Source organism: Frankia sp. AiPs1 (assembly GCF_023716945.1).
Classification (GTDB): Bacteria; Actinomycetota; Actinomycetes; order Frankiales; family Frankiaceae; genus Frankia.
In genome coordinates, this window is sequence record NZ_JAMQQF010000007.1 from 1 (window position 1) to 19,912 (window position 19,912).

Consider the following 19,912-nt stretch of genomic DNA (forward strand, 5'->3'; position numbering starts at 1 on the left):
CGACCCGGCCCGCCACACCGAGAAGATCAGGAACGGGCCACACGCGGCCCACATAACCAAGATTCAGAACGGGCACTCAGGCAACGCGAGTCCCTTCGGGCAGCGGGGTGGTTACGGCATCCTTCAGCGGCGTCGTGGAGTACGGGATCGGTAGCGGCGCGCCCTGGGCGAGATCGAACTCGTCGCCCTTGATGCCGGCGGCCAGCGCGTCGACGTCCCAGCCGTGTAGCCGCGCGATGTTGCCGCTGAGGATCGCCTTCTTGTGCTCGCGGGTGAGCTGCGGGACCGGGAAAAAGATCCCGTGTCGCGCCATCTGCTCCTCGGTGAACTGGAAGTCGACGAACGCCTCCAGGCCGGGTCGCGGATGCGAGTTCATCGCGCCGCTGGCCCAGTAGATACGATTGAGCGCGTCCTCACCCGCGACCCCGAGCAGCCCGGCGAGCAACTCGCCGAACACGCTCGGACGCATGGTCAGGACGAGGTTCATCGTCTCGAGGTTGACCCAGATGTTCGGGAACCGCGCGAGCAGCCAGGCGGTTTCCTCGACGAACGACAGTCCGCCGTGGACGATGGAGAAGTTGAGGTCCGGGAATGCGGCGGCCGCACCCTCGACGTCGATCGGGCTGAACGCGTCACCGCCGGACGGCGACGGGCCCATCGGTAGCGACTTGTGTGTCGCGACGCAGGTCAGACCGAGCTCGCGGGCCTTCTCGTAGAGCGGGAATCCGATCGCGGGGTCGTCCATGCGCCATGGGGTGACGTCGCCCTCGTGATAGCTGACCGGGTACAGCTTCAGTCCGACGGGGTTGTCCAGCAGCTCGACCTGGCGCTCCATCTCGCCGAGCGGGTCGGGACGCAGCGGGTCGATGGCGATGTAGGAGCCGATGAACCGGTTGGGCCAACGCCGCGTCGCCGCTACGGCCTTGTCGACGCTGGAGTAGCCGTCCTTGAAGAAGAAGATCGGGACGGGGTGGAACACCGCCACGTCGGTGTAGGACTCCCGGAAGAGGATGTCCGCGGTCTCCTCGACCGTCCAGTCGCGCAGCGTCGCCTCGGCATCGAGGTCGTAGCCGGCGGGCTGTCCCGCGAAGAAACTGGCCTGCAGTCGGCGCAGCGCGTCGGCGTACTCGGGCGAGGCCATGTTGGCCTCGCTCATGTCGAACGTGTGCGCGACGCCGTCGATGACGAAAAACTCGTCCTGCATTCTGGCTTCCCTTCGAAAAACCGGCCGCAATCTACCAACCAACCGTTTGGATCAAAATATCCGCATGCCTGTTGAGGGTCAAGGGTCCAGGTATGCGTCCGATCTCGGAGAATCCGAGGTCAGGTGATCAGGGCTCCGGCGTCGACCGGCAGCGCGACGCCGGTGATGTAGCGCGCCTCGTCCGACGCCAGGAACAGCAGTGCGCTACTGACGTCCCGGGCCTCGACCCACGGAATGGGCAGGGCGTGCATGGCCTGCGAGGCCGGCGCGAAGTCCGCGCGGGCCGGGTGCGGCAGGTCGGGCCGGAACAGCCGGTAGGTCGAGTCATTCATGATCATCGGAGTGTCCACCTGGGTGGGATGCAGGCTGTTCACCCGGATGTTGTGCCGCGCCAGCTCGAGCGCGAGCGCGCGCATCAGGCCCACCACGCCGTGCTTTGCCGAGACGTAGTGCGCGACGTTCGCATACGGCTGCAGCCCCGCCGCCGAGCTCGTCAGGACGATCGCCCCGCCGTGGCCCGCCGCGATCAGGTGCGGGATGGCCGCCCTGCACGTACGCCACACGCCGCTGAGATTGATGTCGAGCATCGTGGTCCACACGTCGTCGGGGATGTCCTGCGCGGGATGCGGTGCCGAGCTGATCCCGGCGTTCGCCGCGACGATGTCGAGCCGGCCGAACCGGTCGAGCCCCCGAGTGAGGGCGGCCGACACCGCCTCCTGGTCGCGCACGTCGGCCTCGACCGCGACAATGCGTCGGTCCAACCGCTCGACCTGCTTCACCGTCTCGGCGAGGTCCTCCGGGGACGGCCCGTCGTAGGGCACACCCTGAATCGACCGGCAGATGTCCATGGCGATGATGTCCGCGCCCTCCTCGGCCAGCCGGACGGCGTGGCTGCGTCCCTGCCCTCGTGCGGCGCCGGTGATGAAGGCGACCTTGCCTGCTACCCGTCCCGTCATGTGACTGCGGTTCTCCGTTCCCACTCGTCTGTTCCGTTCGCTGACGATCCCCGGCACCCGGCCGGTGGCTGCACGGTCGGCGAGGTCAGGGTCCGGCCCGGTTCGCGCCCGCGTTCTGCGTCACGTTCGTGGGACGGCGGTCCGACCCGTCGGTGTGGTCGGCTCCGTCGAGGACGGGTGGTGCGTCGAGGACGGGTGGTGCGTCATGGAGCGCCGTCGTGGCCGCGGCGGCCATCTCGTCCGGCGACGCCGTCCCCCTGCGGCCAGGCCTCCTGCGCCGAAGGGCTCCGGCGTAGACACCGAGCCCGACGCCCACGATCAACGCCGCACCGTCGAAGAGCTCGCTGACCCACGGGGCGGCCCCCCACAGGGTCAGCCCGTTGACGCTGATAGCGAGGAAGAACACCGCAGTGATCGTGCCCCATACGTTGTACCGACCGGGCTGGATCGACGTCGCGCCAAGAAACGCCGCGGCGATGGCCGGCAGCGTGTAGTTCGAGCCGAGCTGCGGGCTGCCGGCGCCGACGGCCGCGACGAGCAGAACGCCGGCGCCGCCCGCGATGCCGCCGGCGAGCACGAGAGCGCCGAACGTCTGCCGAGAGACGCCGATGCCCACCAACAACGCCGCCCGGGGATTCGATCCGATCGCGTAGAGGTTTTTGCCCGTCGGCGTCTTCTGCAGCAAATACCACGCGACGAGGGCGATGCCGAGGAGGAAGTAGAAGAGTGTGGGCACGCTGAGCCATTTTCCCGGGCCGAGCCTGAGGAGCCCGGGGCTCACGCCCGTGGTGATCGAGACTCCGCCGGAGTACGCGAGGACGGCCGCCCCGATCACGCTGGACATCCCCAGCGTGGCGATGATCGAGTTGATGCCCACCGAGGCGACGAGGATCGCGTTGATCGTGCCGATGACGAGGCCGATGACGATGGCGGCGAGGATCGCGGGGAACAGCGGCCAGCCGGACTTCGACATCAGGCCCGCGCACAGGACGGAGGTCAGGCCGGCATTCGGCCCGACCGAGAGATCGATCTGACCGGCGACCAGTGGAATCACGGTCGCGATGGCCAGGATCCCGAGGATTGACTGGTCGGTGAGGATGTTCCTGGCGTTGGCGACGGTATCGAACTGGGGGGTCGCGGAATTCACGCTGAAGAAGACGATGACCGCGACGAGCAGGGCCACGAGGCCGTACCGCTCGAAGAACTCGGTAATCCGTAACTGCGCCTTCATCGGGTCGCCCTCTGCTTCTCGAGCACGGATTCCAACAGGTCGTGGCTGGTCATCCCGTGCGGATGTTCGTCGACGATGCGGCCGTCGCACAGCACGAGGACCCGGTGGCTGATCCTGGTGAGCTCCTCGAACTCGGAGCTCACCAGGATCACGGCGGTGCCGGCACGACTCGCCTCGGACACGAGGCCCAGGACGGTCTCTCGGGATCCGACATCGATGCCCTGCGTGGGTTCGTCGAGCAGGAGCACCGTGGGCGAGGTGCGCAACCACCGGCCGAGCACGACCTTCTGCTGATTGCCGCCGGACAGGGCATCGATGGGCAGGTGGACGCTGCTCGTCCGGACCGCATAGGTGGCGACATCCCGCGCCACGTCCCGCAGCAGCAGGCCGGTGCGCAGCCACAATCTGGAGAAATAGCGTTCCGACTGGCCGGCGGTCATGTTCGTCGCGACACTTTCCTGCGGAAAGATGCCCGCCGCGATGCGGTCCTCGGGAATGAACGCGATGCCCCGGCGGGTCATGGCCGAGGTCGACGGCGATCGGACGGCAGTGCCGCGCACGACCAGGTCACCGCGCTCGATCCGGCGCGCGCCGTAGATCATCTCCATCAGCTCGGTCCGGCCGCTGCCGAGCAGGCCGGCGATGCCGACGATCTCGCCCGGACGAAGCGTCAGGCTGACATCGCGCAGCGGGCCGCCCGCGACATGGCGCAGCTCGAGCACGGGCGCCGCCGACGCATCGGCCGGCCGGGCGGCCGTGACCGAGCGCTCGAGCTTGCCGCCCAGGATCAGCTCGACCAGCCGTGCCTCGGACAGGTCGGCCGCGTCGAGGGTGCCGACGTGTCGGCCGTCCCGGATGCAGGTGACCCGATCGGCCGCCCGCCGCACCTCGTCCAGGCGGTGGGTGACGAGCACGACGCTGTGCCCGGCCTCGGCGAGCCGGCGCAGGGTGCGCAGGAGCTCGCTCGCCTCCTCGGCCGGCAGCGCGGCCGTGGGCTCGTCGAGGACGAGGATGGCCCGGCCGGACTCGTCGACGTCCTGCAGGGCGCGGGCGATGGCGAGCAGGGCGCGCTGCGGCGTGGACAGCGACGCCGCAGTCACCCGCGGGTCGACGTCCAGATCGAACCGGCGCAGCACCTCGGCCGCCCGTCGCCGCGAGCGCCGCGAGCGGATGGTGCCCAGCGGCCCCCGGACGAAGTGACCGCCGAGCCCGAGATTGTCGCCGACGCTGAGCACGGGCACGATGCCCAGGTCCTGGTGGACGAACCGGAAGCCGGCCCGGGCGGACTCCGCGGGCGTGTGCCGGGTGAGGTTCCACGTCGACCCGTCCGTCGTCAGCTCGCCGGCGTCGGCCTCGAGCACTCCGGCGAGAATCTTGATCAGGGTCGACTTGCCCGAGCCGTTGCCGCCCACCAGGGCATGGATCTCTCCCCACGCGAGCTCGAGCCGCACCCCGTCCAGCGCCTGGGTGCTGCCGAAGCTTTTCGACAGCCCCCGGACGACGATCGCGGTCCGGGCGTCGCCAGCAGGCATCGCTGACATCAGCGCGTGACTCCCCAGGACTTCTCGTACGCCGCCGGGACGTCGAAGCCCGGCGCGAAGTCCTTGCCCGCCGTGGGAAGGTCCTGCGCTCCGTCCACGATCTCGAATCCGAGACCCTCGTCCCGCGCGGGCGTCTTGTTGAAGTAGCTGTTCAGCGTGTCGACGGCCGCGAACGACCACCATTGCAGCGGCCAGGAGTTCACTGCTGCCAGGCCCTGGTGCGACCGCAGCGCGTCGTAGTCGGCGGCGACGCCGAATCCGCCGATCATCTGCATCTTGCCGGTGAGCCCGGACTGGGTCACACCCTGCGTGATGCCGAGGGTCGGGTTGGTCGCGCCATTGGCGGCCACCGCGTCCGGGTTCTGCAGGAAGGCGGCCTTGACCTTCGAGGTCAGGGCCGGCCCGAAGTCCGCGGCGAGCCAGGGGACCTCGACCCGCTTGCACGCCGGGCAGCCTGTCTTGATCTTCTGCGAGAAGCCCTGTTCAAGCAGCTTCAGCGTGGTGTACTCGTTGTTCGAGAAGTCGATGATCTTGCCTCGGCAGTCGGCCTTCGCGATGGCCCACTGCGCGGACGCCGCGCCGTAGGCACGCACCGCCGCGGCGAAGTCCTTGTAGCGGTCACCGAAGCTGATACGGGTCGTGAAGATCGGCTTCTCGGTCTGGGTCGACGGGTCGTCGTTGAGATCCCAGCCCTGGACCGAGACGATGGGGACGCCAGCCGCGGTCGCGTCCTTGACGGCCTGCGTTACCAGGGGCGCATCAAGCCCGACCCCGATGATGCCGTCGGCCTTCGAGGCGACGGCCTGCTTCACCATCACCGGGAAGTTGGCCGGATTGAGCTTGCCGTCGTACAGGGTGGCCGTCCATCCGATGGCCTTCGCGGCCTCCTCGACGCCCCGGGCGCCGACGGCGACCGTCGATGACGACATCCCCACTGCGATGATCGCGATCTTCTTTCCCCGGACCGCGGGGTTCGGCGCCGTCGGCGGCGCTGTGTAGGTCCTGACCGCGTCCGAGGACGAACCCGCCGAGCAGGCCATGGTGGATGCGGCCGCGCCGCCGCCAGACCCGGCCGTTGCCCCGGAGCCGGACGAGGCGCAGCCGGCGACGGCTGCCGATAAGACCGCCACGGACGCCGCAAGGAGTGCGGTTTTTCGCACATTGACCCCCTGAGATCAATTGTGATTCGCGCAACACGCGGTGAGGCAGTTTCTACCAACCGGTTGTTTGACTGTCAACGGCTGAGGGCGATGCGGCCGGGGAGGAGCGGCCGGGACGGGTCGCCGGCGCCGGGAGGCAGGGGAAGGTGGGACGGCCGCTCGGACGGACCGGACCCGACACCGGAGCGCGGGTGACAGGCGCGGCAGATGACCCTGCCGGCACTGTTGCATCGGCGATGTCCGCCCTCACCGAGCTGCCGATCGGTCGTGACCGGTGGATGCGTCGACGTCGTGTCCATGTCCCGGTTCCGACGTCGGAGTTCACCGGGTTCCGGTTCCCACCCGAGGTGATCGTCCTCGCGGTCCGCTGGTACCTGCGGTTCGTGCTGTCGTACCGGGACGTCGAGGAACTCCTTGCCGAACGGGGCCTCGAGGTCGACTACGTCACGATCTACCGGTGGGTGCAGCGCTTCACACCCCTGTTCGCCGACGCGGCCCGGCCCTGCCGGCACCGTCCCGGCGATCGGTGGTTCGTCGATGAAACGTAGGTGAAGGCCGCCGGCCGGTCGAGGTCACCACCGACAAGGCCCCGGTCTACCCGAGGCTCCTCGACGAGCTCCTCCCCGAGGTCTGCCACCTCGACGCGGCCCGAGAGAACACCCGGATCGAAGCCGATCATGGCTGGTTGAAAGCCCGACTGCGGCCGATGCGCGGCCTGAAACAGCCGTTGACACGCTCGCCGTAGCGGTGCGCCAACTCCTCGACGTCCACGGTGGTGGCCAGCCAGTCCGGGGCCGCGACCGCGAGGGCCTCCAACGCCGCCCGCACACTCTCCCCAGCAAGCTCGGTCCGGTTCAGGTCCCGCACCGCGCTGATCACATGGGTGGAATCGGTGCGCGCCCGGCCACCGGCGCCGATCAGGCCCCGCTCACGGCAGACCTCCACGAACCGGTCGAACACCACCCGTTCCAGGCATGGTCGGCCAGGCGGGCCCGGAACCGCGACAGCACAGTGGCGTCGAACCCGGTGTCGGTCAGCTCCGCGCCGAGGGCGTACTTCCAGTCGATCGCGCGGACCGCCATCGCCGCGGCCTGGCGGTCGGTCAGGTTATCGGTGAACTGCAACACCGTGACCAGCGACAACACCGCCGGCGGCAGACCCGGCGCCCCCCGCCGGCCGAACGCCGGGGTGAACGGCTCATCGACGAACACCTCGGCCAGCCGGTCCCGCAGCCGCATCGCCAACGTCCCCCGGGGAAACGCCGCCCGCGCGACCGCCACGGTCTGCGCCGGGATCTCGGGCAGCCCCTTCGGCTGCAACGACATGTGCCCCACCTCCCGCAGCCCACGAGGCGACCAGGACCGCAGAGGAGATCATGCCGCACCCACGACACCCAGCCGAATTAAGCAGCAGAGTCCGCTACGGCACCAAAAACCCCATGACCTGGGAGAACGCGGCACATCCCGGCACATCCCGGCACATCCCGGCACGGCCCGGCACGGCCCCGTGCGACTTCGGGGACCGGGACGAGATGGTTGCGGCGGAACCGGCCGATGTCGCCTTCCACGCCGCCCTTCTCGTGCGCCCCGCCCAGCCCGGGCTGGCAGTAGAACGGCTCGATGCCGTAGTGAGACCGGAACGCGGTCCACCGTTCGGTCTCGACCCGCGCCCGGGAGAAACCCAGCACCTGCGAGACCGCGGCCTTCAGGTTGTCGTAGTGGATCCTTCCCGCGGGAACTCCACCCAGGACCCGAAACGCGTGGACGTGACGATGCTCCTATGTCAAGCCGCGAGCTGACGGCCATCTGCGGGGGCCGGTGAGGGCGGTGCGGCGTGGCCGCGCGCGTCGGCGCGCAGAGCGGTGAACACGACTTCGGACAGCCGCCTGCGCAGGAGACGGACGGCTTCGGTGCGGGTCTTACCGCGGGCGAGCTGACGATCTGAATTTTCATGATTGGGGATACTGGCAGAACCTGAGCCAGTGGGTCAACATCCCATTTCACGTCGCAGCTTGGAGTAACCCCAACAGCTGCAAGGCGTACATCCGTTATGCCGGTGGAGCCTGTGCATACATAGCTCCGAATTACTACGAGATCGATTTTATTCCTCCTCGGGCGACGGATCAGATCTTCCTGCAGAACCCGTCGTACGCTCCGGCGCCGGGCTGCTAGAACAGCGTGACCGCGCGTAACTGCTACCTGTAGCAGGCTGATGGCACGGAGGGCGGGAGAGCTCATGAACCGAGCGGTTACCCTGACAGTCGCGATCGGTTCTGCTGTCGCTGCCCTCCGTGCTGTCATCGTTGCCAGTCGATGCGCGTCAACGGCCGTCATGTGACGGCACCGACGGTGGGAACGCGCCGGGTCGTGATGATCTCGGTGTAACTCATGACGGTCGGGGCGGCGGGAAGGCGCAGTCCAACGGGCGGTTGCGTGATGACCTGTTCGATGGTCAGCGGTACACCAGTGTCGGAGAAGATCACATACTCGGTGGCGAGGCTGGGCTGGTCAGAGACCACCAGGCCGACCGCATGACCGGGCCGGCCGGCGTGGTCGCGAACCGGCCCCACGTCGAAGACGCCAGGGACCATGGCGAGGGCCTCGTACAGCGCGGCGTTCTGGGCCGGGCTCGTCAGGCCAGAACGCAGGTCGCTCAGGACGTTGGACGAGATCGAGGTGTCGCTGGGGTAATCGACTGTCGCGGCACGGGTCTTCAGCCTCGCCACCAGCTGCGCGGGGTCGGTGGGAGTCAGGGCCGGATCGAAGTCCCGGGGCACCGGTGGCCGGTCGGACCTGCCCCCGAACCGGTCGTCGTCGAAGGGAGTCGGACCGCCGACGTCCCCGCCGGCACGGTCGATCTGCTGGATGTACCGGTCGGTCCGCGTCATCCCATCGTGGTCACGCCACAGGTCCGTGATCGTCGTGCGGGCGGTGGTCGTCGCCTTGCGGCGGGCGACCGTGACGTCGAGCCCGTAGGTCTGAATGCGGGCATAGCGGACCGGGCCCGTCCCGGGTTGCACGCCGTCCCGCTGCCCGCGGGCGGCATCCGTCAACGCCACCACGGCACGCTTATGATCACCAGTTGTGGCGGTGAGGAGCGGCGTGGGCAGCAGGGGGGCGGCTGCGGCCGTGTTGGGTGTTCGCACGGCCGTCCATCCCACCAGCACACCCGCGATCAGCAGGACGGTGGCCGCCGCGGCCAGAATCCCCCTCCGGCTCGGGGCAGAGCCCCGGCTGAACGACACCCCGCGTCGGCGGGGTCGCGCGGGCGGGTCGGCCATCAGCAGGGCAAGCCTGCGCTCCCCTTCCCGCTGCTCGACGGCGCTGAGCGGATGGTCTGCCACCGGGTTGGCGGCGCTGAGAAGCGCCCGCACAACAGCAGGATCGTCCTCGGTGCCGCCACGATCGATGCGGTCGGACATCATGACCTTTCCCTGGCAGTGAGTGGGGGCGTGGGTTCGGGGATGACCGGTGTCGAGGCAGCGTCGGCCAGGGCCGTCTCGAGACGGCTCCGGGCACGATGCAGGCGGACCTTTGCCGTGGTGGTGGACACGGCCAGGGCCACGGCCAGGCCAGAAAGGTCCAGCCCCTCCCACCCGGCGAGCTGCAGAATCTCCCGGTCGTTCTGAGAAAGCCGTTTCAACGCCTGCCAGGCGAGGTCTTTGCGTATCGCCTCGTCCGCGACGTCCTCGTCGGTCAGGGTCGCCGGGCTTCCCAGCGCGAACCCGAGGAACCGGGCTTCAAGCCGTGTCCGACGAACTCCCGCGCGACGCTGGTTACGCACGACGTTGCCAGCGATCCCATACAGCCACGGCCGGACCTCCGCCGAGACGGTGGGGCTGCGCCCCCAGTGCCGCCAGGCCGCGAGGAAGGTCTCCGAGACCACATCCCAGGCGGCCTCGTCGTCACCCAGGCGTCGCTGCGCGAACCGCAGGACCGCCCCGTGGTGCTCCCGGAACAGCGCCTCGAACGAGGGCATGTGCGAACTGACAGGCACAGGGACAGTCCTTCCGCAGGGGCGTCGTCCTGTATATGTCCCGCACCCCCGCGCGGTTACATCCCCACCAAGATTTTTCGCCCGGCCGGCAGGCCACTGGGACTCTTCTCTTCCGTAGTTCCTCGCGGGCAACGCCACACTGCCCGTGCTGACGTCTCGCGCGGCTCTGTTCCGCCGCCGGCCCTACGGATCTGTGAGTGTGTCGTTGCGGTGCTCCCGGGTGGAGTGCCTTCAGGCTCGGTGCCGGTGACCCCGGCGTGACTCGCTACGGATCCGGCCGCTGCGGCGTGCCTTGCCTTTGACCTGTCCGTCGGGGTTGCCGGTACCGGCCTGGCCCACCAGTTGGCCTGATCAGAAGCCTGTCCGCCCGCGAGGCGTGACCCGTCACAGATGTGCCGCTCGGTGACTCCACCCAGGCCGGTACCGACGTTGACCCGTCCGCCGTGAGAAAGGACCAGGCCGGTGCCCATGCTGGCAGAACACTGCGACGCCGTCGTCGGTATCGACACCCACCGCGACACCCACCAGGCAGAACTCGCCCTGCCGACCAGCTCCCCGGTCGCGACCTGCACCATCAGCAACGACAGCACCGGTTTCGCCCGCCTCCTCGCCTGGATCACCGACCACGCCCCCGGACCACGTGTCGTCGTCTCCATCGAGGGAATCCGCAGCTACGGCGGCGGTCTGACCCGCGCCCTGACCGCCGCCGGCCTGTTCGTCATCGAGTGCGAGCAGCCCCACCGCACCGTCCGGCGCGGCAAAGGGAAATCCGACCCCGTCGACGCGCACCTCGCCGTCCTGGCCGCACTCCGCCTCGACACCGGCAAACTCCCCGTCCCCCGCGCCGACGGCGACCGCGAGGCCCTCGGATCCTGCTGGGTGCCCGCCACGACCTCACCGTCACCAACACCGCGCAGACCAACCGGCTGCGTGCCCTACTGCTTGTAGGGTGCCAGAAGTCGGCCACCGGCGTTGACCTGGGGTTTTAGGCGGCTCGTTCGTATTCGTTGATCAGGCCGCCGAGGACGGGCTGGCGTTTGATCCGTTCCTGGGTCAGGTCTGCGACGGGGTGGTCGGGCCGTGGTGGTTGAAGGTCGCGGCTGCGGTGGGGTCGTCGTCCGTTGTAGTGGGCTGCGTACTCGGCCAGGACGGTGCGCAGGTGTCGTTCGCCGAAGAACAGCATTCGGTCGGTGACCTCGGTCCGGACTGCGCGGACGAACCGTTCGGCGTAGGCGTTCGCCCGGGGGGTTCGGGGCGGGATCTTGACGGTGGTGATGCCGGCGTCGGCGAGGACCGCGTCGAACGATGCGGTGAATTGTCCGGCGCGGTCGCGGACCAGGAACTGGAAGTCGGCTGCTCGGTCACCGAGGTCCATGAGGAGGTTCCGGATCTGTTGGGTGGTCCACGATCCGTCCGGGTGGGCGGTGACTCCGAGGATGTGGACGGAGCGGGAGTCGACCTCTATGACAAAGAAGCAGTACAGACGCCGCAGCGTCACCGCGCAATCCACGTGGAAAAAGTCCACCGCCAGCATCGTCGACGCCTGCGTACGTAGGAACTGCCGCCACGTCGTGTCGGTCTGCCGCCTGGGCGCAGGGGGCAGCCCCAGAGACGTCAGGACCCGGCGGATCGTGGATGTGCTCACCCGGTGGCCGAGCTTGAGTAGCTCACCCTGGATCCGCCGGTAGCCCCATGTCGTGTTCTCGGTCGCGAGTCGTTTGATGAGGGTCGCGATCTCCTTGCTGACCGGTGGCCGTCCGGTCCGGTGCGGGTGGGTCCATTTCTTTGTGATCAGACGGCGGTGCCACCGTAGGACGGTGCCGGGGGTGACGAGCAGGTGGGCTCGCAGCGTCCTGGGCAGGAGTCGGATCAGCGCGGCGAGAATCGTCCGGTCCGTCCAGTCCAACCGCAGCTTGGGCTGGGTACGGTGCAGCACTGCGACCTCATGCCGCAGCACGAGCAGCTCGATGTCCTTCGACGCCGACGAGCGGCTGAGGAGAACCAGCCAGCCACAGACCCGAACGAAGATCAGGTACAGCAGGCGTACGGACATAGCTGACCATCATGCCGACAGTCGCACCGTCGCATCAGCCCAGCCCATGGGCCCAGGCCGACTTTTGGCACCCAACAAGTGAGTTCCAGGAGACCAATCAGCGCACGTCTCGACGCGGCCATGGTCCGGGCCGCGGTCACGAGTGCCTCGCCGATCGCATGGGACCCTGGTCGTGACGCCGATCCCGAGAGAGCACGGGCGTGCAGTTCCTGATCTTTGTGGCCCCCTCCGGGCAGCCGGCGCTGTTGTATGGGCGATGTCCGCCTTCGCGTGGCTGCCGACCGGTCATGATCAGAGGATGCGTCGACGTCGTGTCCGTGCCCCGGTCCCAACGTCGGAGTTCTCCGGGTTCCGGTTCCCGCCGGAGGTGATCGTGCTGACGGTGCCGGTGGTACTTGCGGTTCGCGCTGTCCTACCGGGACGTCGAGGAGCTGCTCGCCGAACGCGGCCTCGAGGTCGATCACGTCACGATCTACCGGTGGGTGCGGCGCTTCACGCCGTTTCTCGTTGACGCGGCCCGGCCATGTCGGCACCGTCCTGGTGACCGGTGGTTCGTCGACGAAACCTATGTGAAGGTCGCCGGCCGCTGGACCTATCTCTACCGTGCTGTTGACCAGTACGGACAGGTCATCGTTGTCCTGGCCAGCACCCGCCGTGATCAGGCCGCCGCCCGCCGGTTCTTCATCCGGGCGCTGTCCCATGGCCGGCGGCCGGTCGAGGTCACCACCGACAAGGCCCCCGTCTACCCCCGGCTCCTCGACGAGCTCCTGCCCGAGGCCTGCCATGTCGACGCCGCGCGAGAGAACAACCGAATCGAAGCCGACCACAGCCGCCTGAAAGCCAGACTCCGGCCCATGCGCGGGCTGAAACGCCGGCGTTCTGCCCAGACGATCAGCGCAGGGCACGTGTTCGTGCAGAACATCCGCCGCGGCCACTACGAACTCGGAATCGACACCGACCCGCACGCACAGCTCACAGCCGCGTTCACCGAGCTCACCCTCGCGATCTGATCACCAGCTCGACGGGGTCAACCATGCCTACCTTCCCACAATGCAACAGACCCCTGCGAGACGGTATCGGGGATGTCTCCCCGGAGGGGCCGGCGGTGGCCGGAGACGGGCCGGCCGGTCTGCGTCTCACTCCGACGGAATGGCGATTGTTGGAAGCCCTTGCCTGCCGTCCCGGCAGGCTCGTCAGTCACCGACAGCTTGTGAGGCAGGTTTGGGGACCCGGAATAGCCGAGGACAGCTCCTCCCTTCGACTTTATATCAACAAGTTGCGCCGCAAGCTCGGACCCGATCCTGCCCGGCCCCGTTACCTGACCACCGAACCCGGCATGGGCTACCGCTACCAGCCGTGACCGTCATCGGCTATATCTCGATGTGTGAGCCCATGATGACGGTGCGGTCGCCCGGGAGGCCGAAGTGTTGGGCGGCGTCTGCGGTGATGTGGGACGTGGCGATGAACAGCCGTTTGCGCCAGCGGGCCATGGTCGGCGCGTCCCCGGTCCTGAGCTCAATCTTGGACAGATAGAAGGACGCGTGGTCCAGGTCCAGCCGGCCCTCGGTGGTGTCCGGGTCGAGCATCCGCAGAGCGCCCAGCACGTCCGGTTTCTCCAGGTAGCCGAACCGGGCGGTGACGTGGCTGATGCCATCGTCGGCGTAGCCGAGGTCGTCCACGGCGATCCGCTGGTTCGCGGGGGCGCGAGGCACCGGCAGGGTCTCGACGGACAGGATCAGTACATGGTCGTGGCGCACGTGGTTGTGCTCGACGTTGGCCCGCAGCGCCAGTGGCGCGGTCTGCTTGCCCCGGTTGAGGAACACCGCCGTGCCCCGCACCCGAACCGCGCGGAACGTGTTGGTGCGCAGGTGGTCGACGAACTCGCGCAGCGATCCCTCGCGCCGTTGCCGCCGCGCGGTGACGATCTGTCGGCCGCGCTGCCAGGTCGTCATGACCGTGAACGCTGTCAGGGCGATGAGCAGCGGCAGCCACGCGCCGTGGACGAGTTTGGTCAGGTTGGCCGCGACGAACAGGAGATCGACCAACAGCAGCACGCTCGCCCCCAGTCCGAGCAGCCATCCCGGCGTGTGCCACTTCCACCGGGCGAGGTAGAAGAACATCAGGGTGGTGATGGTGATAGTCCCCGTCACCGCCATGCCGAACGCGAACGCGAGGGCCGCGGAGCTGCGGAAGGCGAAGACCAGGGTGAGTACCGAGATCATCAGTAGCCAGTTGATCCACGGGACGTAGATCTGCCCGATCGTGGACTCCGAGGTGTGAGTGACCCGCAGTCGAGGCAGGTAGCCGAGTTCCGCGGCCTGGGAGGCGACCGAGTATGCCCCGGTGATCACCGCTTGGGAAGCGATCACGGTTGCGGCGGTGGCCAGCAGGACGAGGGGCAGCCGCGCCCATCCCGGTGCCAGGAGGAAGAACGGGCTGCTGACGGTGTTCGGGTTTCCCAGGATCAGCGCCCCCTGGCCAAGGTAGCTGAGCGCACACGCGGGAAAAACCAGGAACAGCCAGGCCCGGCTGATCGCTGGGCGACCGAAGTGCCCCATGTCGGCGTACAACGCCTCGGCGCCGGTGACCGCCAGCACGACCGCCGCGAGAGCGAAGAACGCGGTACCGAAATGGTGGACCAGGAAACCGCCCGCGCAGGTTGGCGACAGTGCCCGGAGGATGGCCGGGTGCCGGACGATGCCGGACACCCCGAACGCGCCGATGGCGACAAACCATACGATCATCACGGGTCCGAATATCCGGCCGACCGCGGCGGTGCCCCACCGCTGCACGAGGAACAGCACCACAATGATCACCGCGGTGGTCGGCACAACCACCTCCTTCAGCGACGGACGCAGCACCTTGACGCCCTCCACGGCGGACAGCACCGAAATGGCCGGAGTGATCATGCTGTCGCCGAAGAACAGCGCCGCGCCGAAAAGGCCCAGGGCGGCCAGTACCGCGGTGGTCTGCGGGCCTCGTTGCGTTCCCATCCGGCGCAGCAGGGTGATCAGCGCCATGATGCCGCCCTCGCCGTCGTTGTCGGCGCGCATCGCCAGCAGCACGTAGGTGACCGTCACGATGATCATCACCGACCAGAACACCAGGGACACCACGCCGAACACGTTGTCCGTACCGACGGGGACGGGATGTGGGTCGCTCGGGTTGAACACGGTCTGCAGGGTGTAGATCGGGCTGGTTCCGATGTCGCCGAACACGACACCGAGCGCACCGACGACCAGCGCGAGCCGCACCACCTCACGCGACTGCGGACCGTGGGCCGCCGACGTTACCGCCGATCCGGCGGGCGGTGCCGTCCGCCGCTGCCGATCCGTCACGACACCCCTCCCGAGCACCTGCGACCGCCAGCACCCCCACCGGACGGTACCCCCGTGACCTCGACGACCCCCGAGTGGAGTCCACAGACATGGTGTACGGAGTGTGATCTTCTAGAAACTCACCGGAGTGGCGGTTCGTGACGTAAAGCGACCACCGCGTGATCCTTTTCGGGAACAGCGAAGAACTCGGCGAGGAGGAAACGCGATGGCCGTGCGTCTGACTGTGACTGACGCCGAGGGGTTCGGCAGGGCCCTCCTGCGCGGAGCCGGAGGTGTTCGGGCTGGTGGCCTCGGACCCGACAGTGTCGTGGGTGGTCGACCGGCTGGCCGCCGACGCGGACGGGGCGCTGGCGGCGGTCGACCGGGCACGGGCCGGGTGTGGGCGGCGGCGGGCTGCCGCGCTCCGACCATCGGGTGTCGGCGGACGACCCACTGGTTGTAGACCTCGACGCCACCCTGGTCGCTGCGCGCTCGGAGAAGGATGCCTCGCAGCTCACTCCGGGAGCCGCCCTTCATCGAGGCTTCGTGAAGCAGTCGATGGTCGCGGCCAGATCCCTTCCGCTGTTGCTAGGCGGTGGTCGGCAGGGACTCAAAGTTGCCGCCAGCATGATCGACTTCTATCGCAGAATGCACGTCGATGGTTGGGATCGGTTCGTAGCTGTGCGACGAGACCGCGGGCTCTGCGGGCACCGATATGGAGGCGTCTGCGGAGGGTTTCAGTGGATATTGGTCGGCGGTAGGTCTGCCAGTGGAGGGCGTCCTCGACGCGGGCCCGATCGAGAAGATCCTGATCGGATGCACGCCCCTGTTGTTCGCGACGGCCAGCCCGGGTCGCTTCCCGTGGACGCGGCACCGGATAGGCCACCGCCAGCGGATCTGGCTGCCTGGCATGACCTGCTGCGGGCATAGTTCGGCTCCAGATTGCCGACGTCGGATCCTGCTTGTCGCTGTTCGTGGTGATCTGCAGGGCGTGGAGGAGGCCGGGTCCGATGTGGGACCAGCCGATGAGTAGGCAGCAGCCGACGGCGTCGAAGGAGGCGCGGCCGTAGTGTCCTTCGATGATCGGTTCTGCGGTGTTGAGGGCGAGGGTGACGAGGCTGCAGAAGATCAGGAGGCGTTGCGCGGGTCGGATCTGCTCTCGGCTGGCGCCGGCGAGGGCGAGCTGACGTGTGGCGACGAGCAGGGCAACGACGGAGAGATCGACTGCGGGGGCGACCAGTGGGGCGATGTAGGCGGGGACGCCGAGTCGGATGCCCAGCGCCCAGACGTTCCCCAGCCCGAACAGGAAACTCAGAGCGACGACGGCGGTGATCAGGATGGTCACCGCATGGAGCGCGATTCGCTGGCCGCCGAGAGGAAGTGGAGACGCAGATGCCGCGGGAGCCCCTGGCACATTGATCGTGTCTGGCCGGGTCTCGTCGGCTTGAACGGTCGGCGTGTGGGTATTGGTCATCGGCGCGCCCCGTTTCCCGCCGTCAGGAGGGTGAGGTCGAAGACTTCACGGAGACCGATCATGTACTAATGGGTCGAGTCCCCCCTCGGACACAACCTAGCAAGATCAACATGGTCTCTGAACTGCGCATATGGCCGTGGGGGTTCAACCACCCCGGCCGACACGGACCACTACCCCACCTGTGCCTCTACCTGCGCGTATGTGAGCGCATGTATATGTAGTGTCGGTTTGGTGATGGCGGCTCGCCGCGGCATCGCCGCCCCATCCTCACGAGTCCAGGCGCCTGCGGGCGTGGTCGGTCGGCGCTGTTGCATCGGCTCGGCCTGTCGGCCTGTCGGGCATGATCGTGTGATGCATCGCCGTGTCGGTCCGCCTGTTGGGGCCGTAGCTCGATGTAGCCAGGTCGGCTGGACACTCGAGGCGCTCGCTCTGTCGCAGGCCTGTTGAGGCCGCTCGATGGCCAGCTTACCCACCATAGGGCCAATGGTCACGTTAAGTGGAATTGCTAGGAACGCCTGGGCACGAAGAAGAGGAACGCTCTCGCGGGCGCATCAAGCGATGGGCTATCTGGACCACCACCGCCGAGAACATTTGCTTCCCGTTTGCTCGGACGATTGCCGTCATCCGCCGCGAAGAGTTCGACCTCGAAGGTCGCCGCCTCGCCAAGGAATACGCCTTCATCATCAACAGTCTGCGTGGGGACCGCGCCACCCCAGCTGCCGTCCACACCCATGTCCGCCTGCGCTGGGGAATAGAAAATCGCGTGCAATACGTCCGCGACACCGCCTGGCGCGAGGACGCCTGTCGAGCTCATCTCGGAGCCGGCCCACGAACCCTCGCCATCCTCCACAATCTCGCACTTAGTCTCCTTCGCCTCCACGGCGTCATAAAGATCAAGGAGATCCTCGAATGCATCGCCGGAGTCCGCAACCGGGTACTCCATTTCTTGGCTACCCGGCGTAGTCGATCATTACGGTAAGCTACCTCGCGCAACCTTGCTCACAGGCAGTGATTCTCCGATGGGCAGCGTCGGCGGCCCGATCTCGACCCGGGTCATCGATCAATCCAGTCAGTGATGTGACCGGTGTCTCAGATCGATACAACCGCCATAGCTGTGCCGATGGGAGTCTCCGACAGTGCCGGCGAACGTGGCGCCCGGCCGGTGCCAGCGAGTCCGGCGGTGGCGGCGTTTCCATCATTCTCCTGTCGGACGTGAGGGCCTTACATGATTGATCTCAGTGGTCGAGTCGCAGTGGTCACCGGTGCGGCGTCAGGAATCGGGGCGGCCAGCGCGGCTACCCTCGCGGCGCAGGGCGCCAAGGTCGTCCTGGCCGATATCAACGTGGACGGCGCGACCGAACAGGCCGAGAAGATAGCCGCCGGCGGCGGAACCGCCCTTGCCGTCGAGACGGACGTTCGCGTGGAAGAACAGGTCGCGCGGGTGCTCGCGCGTGCCGTCGAGGTCTACGGACGGCTGGATGTTCTGCACAACAACGCCGCAGCTATGGATCTTGCCGGGGTGGATCCGGGGATCACTGAACTCGACCTGAAGGTTTGGGAGGGGACTCTCGCCACAAACGCCCGGGGGCCTTTGCTGGGATGTAAGCATGCGGTGCCCCTGATGCTGCGGTCGGGTGGTGGCAGCATCATCAACACCTCCTCGATCTCGTCCCAGGTCGGTGAGCTGACGATGACTGCCTACGGGGCGGCGAAAGCGGCGCTGAGCCAGATCACCCGGGCTGTGGCGGCTCAATGGGGCAAGCAGGGAATCCGCTGTAACGCGGTCGCTCCAGGTCTGGTGCTCAGTCCTTCCGGCCTCGGTCTGCCGAGGGAGATCATCGATCTCTATATCCGGCACAGCCTCACGCCGTATGTGGGTGAGCCGCAGGACATCGCAAATCTGGTGGCGTTTCTGGCCTCCGACGACGCTCGCTACATCACGGCCCAGACGATCAATATCGACGGGGGTCTCGTAGCCCACAATCCCATCCAGGTCGAACTCGTCGAACTGGCGCAGGCGCAGCAGGCATAGTTCTGCCCGATCACGGCATCATTCTGAGGAGCATCATGGGACGTGTGGCGGGCAAGGTCGCCTTCATCACCGGAGCCGGGCGTGGGCAGGGGCGCAGCCATGCGGTGCGGCTGGCCGAGGAGGGGGCGAGTATCATCGCCACGGACATCTGCGCACCCGTCGGTTCGGTTTCCTATCCGATGGCTGGTGAAGCGGATCTGGCCGAGACCGCCCAGCTCGTCGAGAAGGCGGGCGGAAAAGTTGTCACCGGCGTCGCCGACGTGCGCGACCAGGCCGCGCTCGCCGCGGTGGCCGACCGCGGCCTGGCTGAGTTCGGAAAGATTGACATCGTGGTGGCGAACGCGGGTATCGCCAGTTATGCGCCAGCCTGGGAGATCACCGAGCAGGCCTGGCGAGAGATGATTGACATCAATCTCACCGGTGCGTGGCAGACCTGCCGCACGATCATTCCGCATATGATCCCGCGGGGCGGCGGCAGTATCGTCATCATCAGTTCGGCCGCGGGCCTGATCGCCCCGCCGAATCTCGCGCACTATGTGTCGGCCAAGCATGGGTTGGTGGGCCTCATGCGGGCACTCGCCAACGAGCTCGCCGGGCATTCGATCCGCGTCAACAGCATCCATCCGACCCAGGTCGATACTCCGATGATCATGCACGACGAGATTTATCGAATGTTCCGACCCGACCTGGAGGAACCCACAGCCGCCGACATCGTCGACGTCTCCACCGAGATGAACGCCCTACCGGTGCCGTGGGTCGAACCGGCGGACGTGTCCAACGCGGTCCTCTTCCTGGCCTCCGACGAGGCCCGCTACATCACGGGTGCCACACTCCCGGTGGACGCCGGCATTGTGAACAAGGTGTAGCCCTCCGTAGGTCTGGTTCTCCACGGGGTGCGGCCAGTCGGCGAAGCGTAGCTGATCCTCGCGCTGCTGTGTGCAGTGCTCC

The 19,912-nt window shown here is 67.6% G+C and carries 16 protein-coding genes and 5 pseudogenes; 7 read left to right on the top strand and 14 right to left on the bottom strand.

Translation table 11 applies throughout. The annotated features are described in order from the left end of the window. Positions 1-76 precede the first annotated feature (76 nt). The 5 genes from ND748_RS02120 to ND748_RS02140 all read right to left on the bottom strand — a co-directional run bounded on the left by ND748_RS02120 (position 77) and on the right by ND748_RS02140 (position 6,062). Positions 77-1,204, bottom strand: coding sequence for an amidohydrolase family protein (locus ND748_RS02120; protein WP_251743702.1), 1,128 nt, complete (start codon positions 1,202-1,204; stop codon positions 77-79). Positions 1,205-1,323: 119 nt separating this feature from the next. Continuing rightward, on the bottom strand, positions 1,324-2,160 hold the full coding sequence (locus ND748_RS02125) for a mycofactocin-coupled SDR family oxidoreductase (RefSeq protein WP_251743703.1): 837 nt from the start codon (positions 2,158-2,160) through the stop codon (positions 1,324-1,326). 85 nt (positions 2,161-2,245) lie between these two features. After that, positions 2,246-3,391: an ABC transporter permease gene (locus ND748_RS02130; RefSeq protein ID WP_251743704.1), complete on the bottom strand. Its 1,146-nt coding sequence runs from the start codon at positions 3,389-3,391 to the stop codon at positions 2,246-2,248. Next, complete coding sequence (locus ND748_RS02135; protein ID WP_251743705.1) at positions 3,388-4,932, bottom strand: sugar ABC transporter ATP-binding protein; 1,545 nt, start codon at positions 4,930-4,932, stop codon at positions 3,388-3,390. The genes ND748_RS02130 and ND748_RS02135 overlap by 4 nt, the downstream gene beginning before the upstream one ends. Further along, a complete protein-coding gene (locus tag ND748_RS02140; RefSeq protein ID WP_251743706.1) occupies positions 4,932-6,062 on the bottom strand; it encodes a substrate-binding domain-containing protein in 1,131 nt (376 codons plus the stop codon). Before ND748_RS02140 ends, ND748_RS02135 begins: the two co-directional genes overlap by 1 nt. 308 nt (positions 6,063-6,370) lie before the next feature. Here ND748_RS02140 and ND748_RS02145 point away from each other — a divergent pair. After that, positions 6,371-6,816: pseudogene (locus tag ND748_RS02145) on the top strand (transposase); the annotation flags it as partial. Here the strand turns inward: ND748_RS02145 and ND748_RS02150 are convergent. From ND748_RS02150 to ND748_RS02170, 5 genes and pseudogenes are all read right to left on the bottom strand, one after another. Continuing rightward, entirely contained in the window at positions 6,768-7,052 is a 285-nt protein-coding gene (locus ND748_RS02150) for a hypothetical protein (RefSeq protein WP_251743740.1), read from the bottom strand. The pseudogene ND748_RS02145 and the gene ND748_RS02150 sit on opposite strands and share 49 nt — an antisense overlap. Then, positions 7,010-7,417, bottom strand: coding sequence for a transposase (locus ND748_RS02155; RefSeq protein ID WP_251743707.1), 408 nt, complete (start codon positions 7,415-7,417; stop codon positions 7,010-7,012). Before ND748_RS02155 ends, ND748_RS02150 begins: the two co-directional genes overlap by 43 nt. A gap of 182 nt (positions 7,418-7,599) precedes the next feature. Then, positions 7,600-7,860, bottom strand: a pseudogene (locus ND748_RS02160) (IS21 family transposase); the annotation flags it as partial. Positions 7,861-8,421: 561 nt separating this feature from the next. Beyond that, entirely contained in the window at positions 8,422-9,513 is a 1,092-nt protein-coding gene (locus tag ND748_RS02165) for a CU044_5270 family protein (protein WP_251743708.1), read from the bottom strand. Continuing rightward, positions 9,513-10,088 carry a sigma-70 family RNA polymerase sigma factor gene (locus ND748_RS02170; protein WP_251743709.1) on the bottom strand — a complete coding sequence of 192 codons (576 nt, stop codon included), beginning with the start codon at positions 10,086-10,088 and terminating at the stop codon, positions 9,513-9,515. The genes ND748_RS02165 and ND748_RS02170 overlap by 1 nt, the downstream gene beginning before the upstream one ends. A 468-nt stretch (positions 10,089-10,556) precedes the next feature. Here ND748_RS02170 and ND748_RS02175 point away from each other — a divergent pair, with 468 nt between their 5' ends. Continuing rightward, positions 10,557-11,036: a transposase gene (locus ND748_RS02175; protein ID WP_251743738.1), complete on the top strand. Its 480-nt coding sequence runs from the start codon at positions 10,557-10,559 to the stop codon at positions 11,034-11,036. 37 nt (positions 11,037-11,073) lie between these two features. On the opposite strand, the gene ND748_RS02180 is transcribed toward ND748_RS02175, so the two are convergent. Further along, entirely contained in the window at positions 11,074-12,141 is a 1,068-nt protein-coding gene (locus tag ND748_RS02180; RefSeq protein WP_251743710.1) for an integrase core domain-containing protein, read from the bottom strand. 298 nt (positions 12,142-12,439) lie between these two features. Between ND748_RS02180 and ND748_RS02185 the strand changes: the two are divergent. Together ND748_RS02185 and ND748_RS02190 are read left to right on the top strand one after the other, a co-directional pair. Beyond that, a pseudogene (locus ND748_RS02185) lies at positions 12,440-13,151 on the top strand (IS6 family transposase). Positions 13,152-13,264: 113 nt separating this feature from the next. Further along, positions 13,265-13,501, top strand: a pseudogene (locus ND748_RS02190) (winged helix-turn-helix domain-containing protein); the annotation flags it as partial. Between the two features lie 10 nt (positions 13,502-13,511). On the opposite strand, the gene ND748_RS02195 reads toward ND748_RS02190, so the two are convergent. After that, positions 13,512-15,479: a potassium transporter Kup gene (locus ND748_RS02195; RefSeq protein ID WP_251743711.1), complete on the bottom strand. Its 1,968-nt coding sequence runs from the start codon at positions 15,477-15,479 to the stop codon at positions 13,512-13,514. Positions 15,480-15,739: 260 nt separating this feature from the next. Between ND748_RS02195 and ND748_RS02200 the strand changes: the two are divergent. Then, positions 15,740-16,004, top strand: a pseudogene (locus tag ND748_RS02200) (IS1380 family transposase); the annotation flags it as partial. 64 nt (positions 16,005-16,068) lie between these two features. Here ND748_RS02200 and ND748_RS02205 read toward each other — a convergent pair. Beyond that, positions 16,069-16,803 carry a hypothetical protein gene (locus ND748_RS02205; protein ID WP_251743712.1) on the bottom strand — a complete coding sequence of 245 codons (735 nt, stop codon included), beginning with the start codon at positions 16,801-16,803 and terminating at the stop codon, positions 16,069-16,071. Between the two features lie 634 nt (positions 16,804-17,437). Next, complete coding sequence (locus tag ND748_RS02210) at positions 17,438-17,875, bottom strand: hypothetical protein (RefSeq protein WP_251743713.1); 438 nt, start codon at positions 17,873-17,875, stop codon at positions 17,438-17,440. Between the two features lie 282 nt (positions 17,876-18,157). Here ND748_RS02210 and ND748_RS02215 point away from each other — a divergent pair, with 282 nt between their 5' ends. Beyond that, the gene (locus ND748_RS02215; protein ID WP_251743714.1) at positions 18,158-18,964 is read left to right on the top strand and encodes an SDR family NAD(P)-dependent oxidoreductase; all 807 of its coding nucleotides are present in this window, start codon (positions 18,158-18,160) and stop codon (positions 18,962-18,964) included. A 35-nt stretch (positions 18,965-18,999) separates the two neighbouring features. Further along, positions 19,000-19,830: a mycofactocin-coupled SDR family oxidoreductase gene (locus ND748_RS02220; RefSeq protein ID WP_251743715.1), complete on the top strand. Its 831-nt coding sequence runs from the start codon at positions 19,000-19,002 to the stop codon at positions 19,828-19,830. The last annotated feature ends 82 nt before the right edge of the window (positions 19,831-19,912 follow it).

Excerpts from the sequence above, each read along its gene's own strand:
- ND748_RS02120 (WP_251743702.1), bottom strand. The coding sequence starts at position 1,204 with ATGCAGGACGAGTTTTTCGTCATCGACGGCGTCGCGCACACGTTCGAC.
- ND748_RS02125 (WP_251743703.1), bottom strand. The coding sequence starts at position 2,160 with ATGACGGGACGGGTAGCAGGCAAGGTCGCCTTCATCACCGGCGCCGCA.
- ND748_RS02130 (WP_251743704.1), bottom strand. The coding sequence starts at position 3,391 with ATGAAGGCGCAGTTACGGATTACCGAGTTCTTCGAGCGGTACGGCCTC.
- ND748_RS02135 (WP_251743705.1), bottom strand. The coding sequence starts at position 4,932 with ATGTCAGCGATGCCTGCTGGCGACGCCCGGACCGCGATCGTCGTCCGG.
- ND748_RS02155 (WP_251743707.1), bottom strand. The coding sequence starts at position 7,417 with ATGTCGTTGCAGCCGAAGGGGCTGCCCGAGATCCCGGCGCAGACCGTG.
- ND748_RS02165 (WP_251743708.1), bottom strand. The coding sequence starts at position 9,513 with ATGTCCGACCGCATCGATCGTGGCGGCACCGAGGACGATCCTGCTGTT.
- ND748_RS02175 (WP_251743738.1), top strand. The coding sequence starts at position 10,557 with ATGCTGGCAGAACACTGCGACGCCGTCGTCGGTATCGACACCCACCGC.
- ND748_RS02180 (WP_251743710.1), bottom strand. The coding sequence starts at position 12,141 with ATGTCCGTACGCCTGCTGTACCTGATCTTCGTTCGGGTCTGTGGCTGG.
- ND748_RS02210 (WP_251743713.1), bottom strand. The coding sequence starts at position 17,875 with ATGGAGTACCCGGTTGCGGACTCCGGCGATGCATTCGAGGATCTCCTT.
- ND748_RS02215 (WP_251743714.1), top strand. The coding sequence starts at position 18,158 with ATGATTGATCTCAGTGGTCGAGTCGCAGTGGTCACCGGTGCGGCGTCA.
- ND748_RS02220 (WP_251743715.1), top strand. The coding sequence starts at position 19,000 with ATGGGACGTGTGGCGGGCAAGGTCGCCTTCATCACCGGAGCCGGGCGT.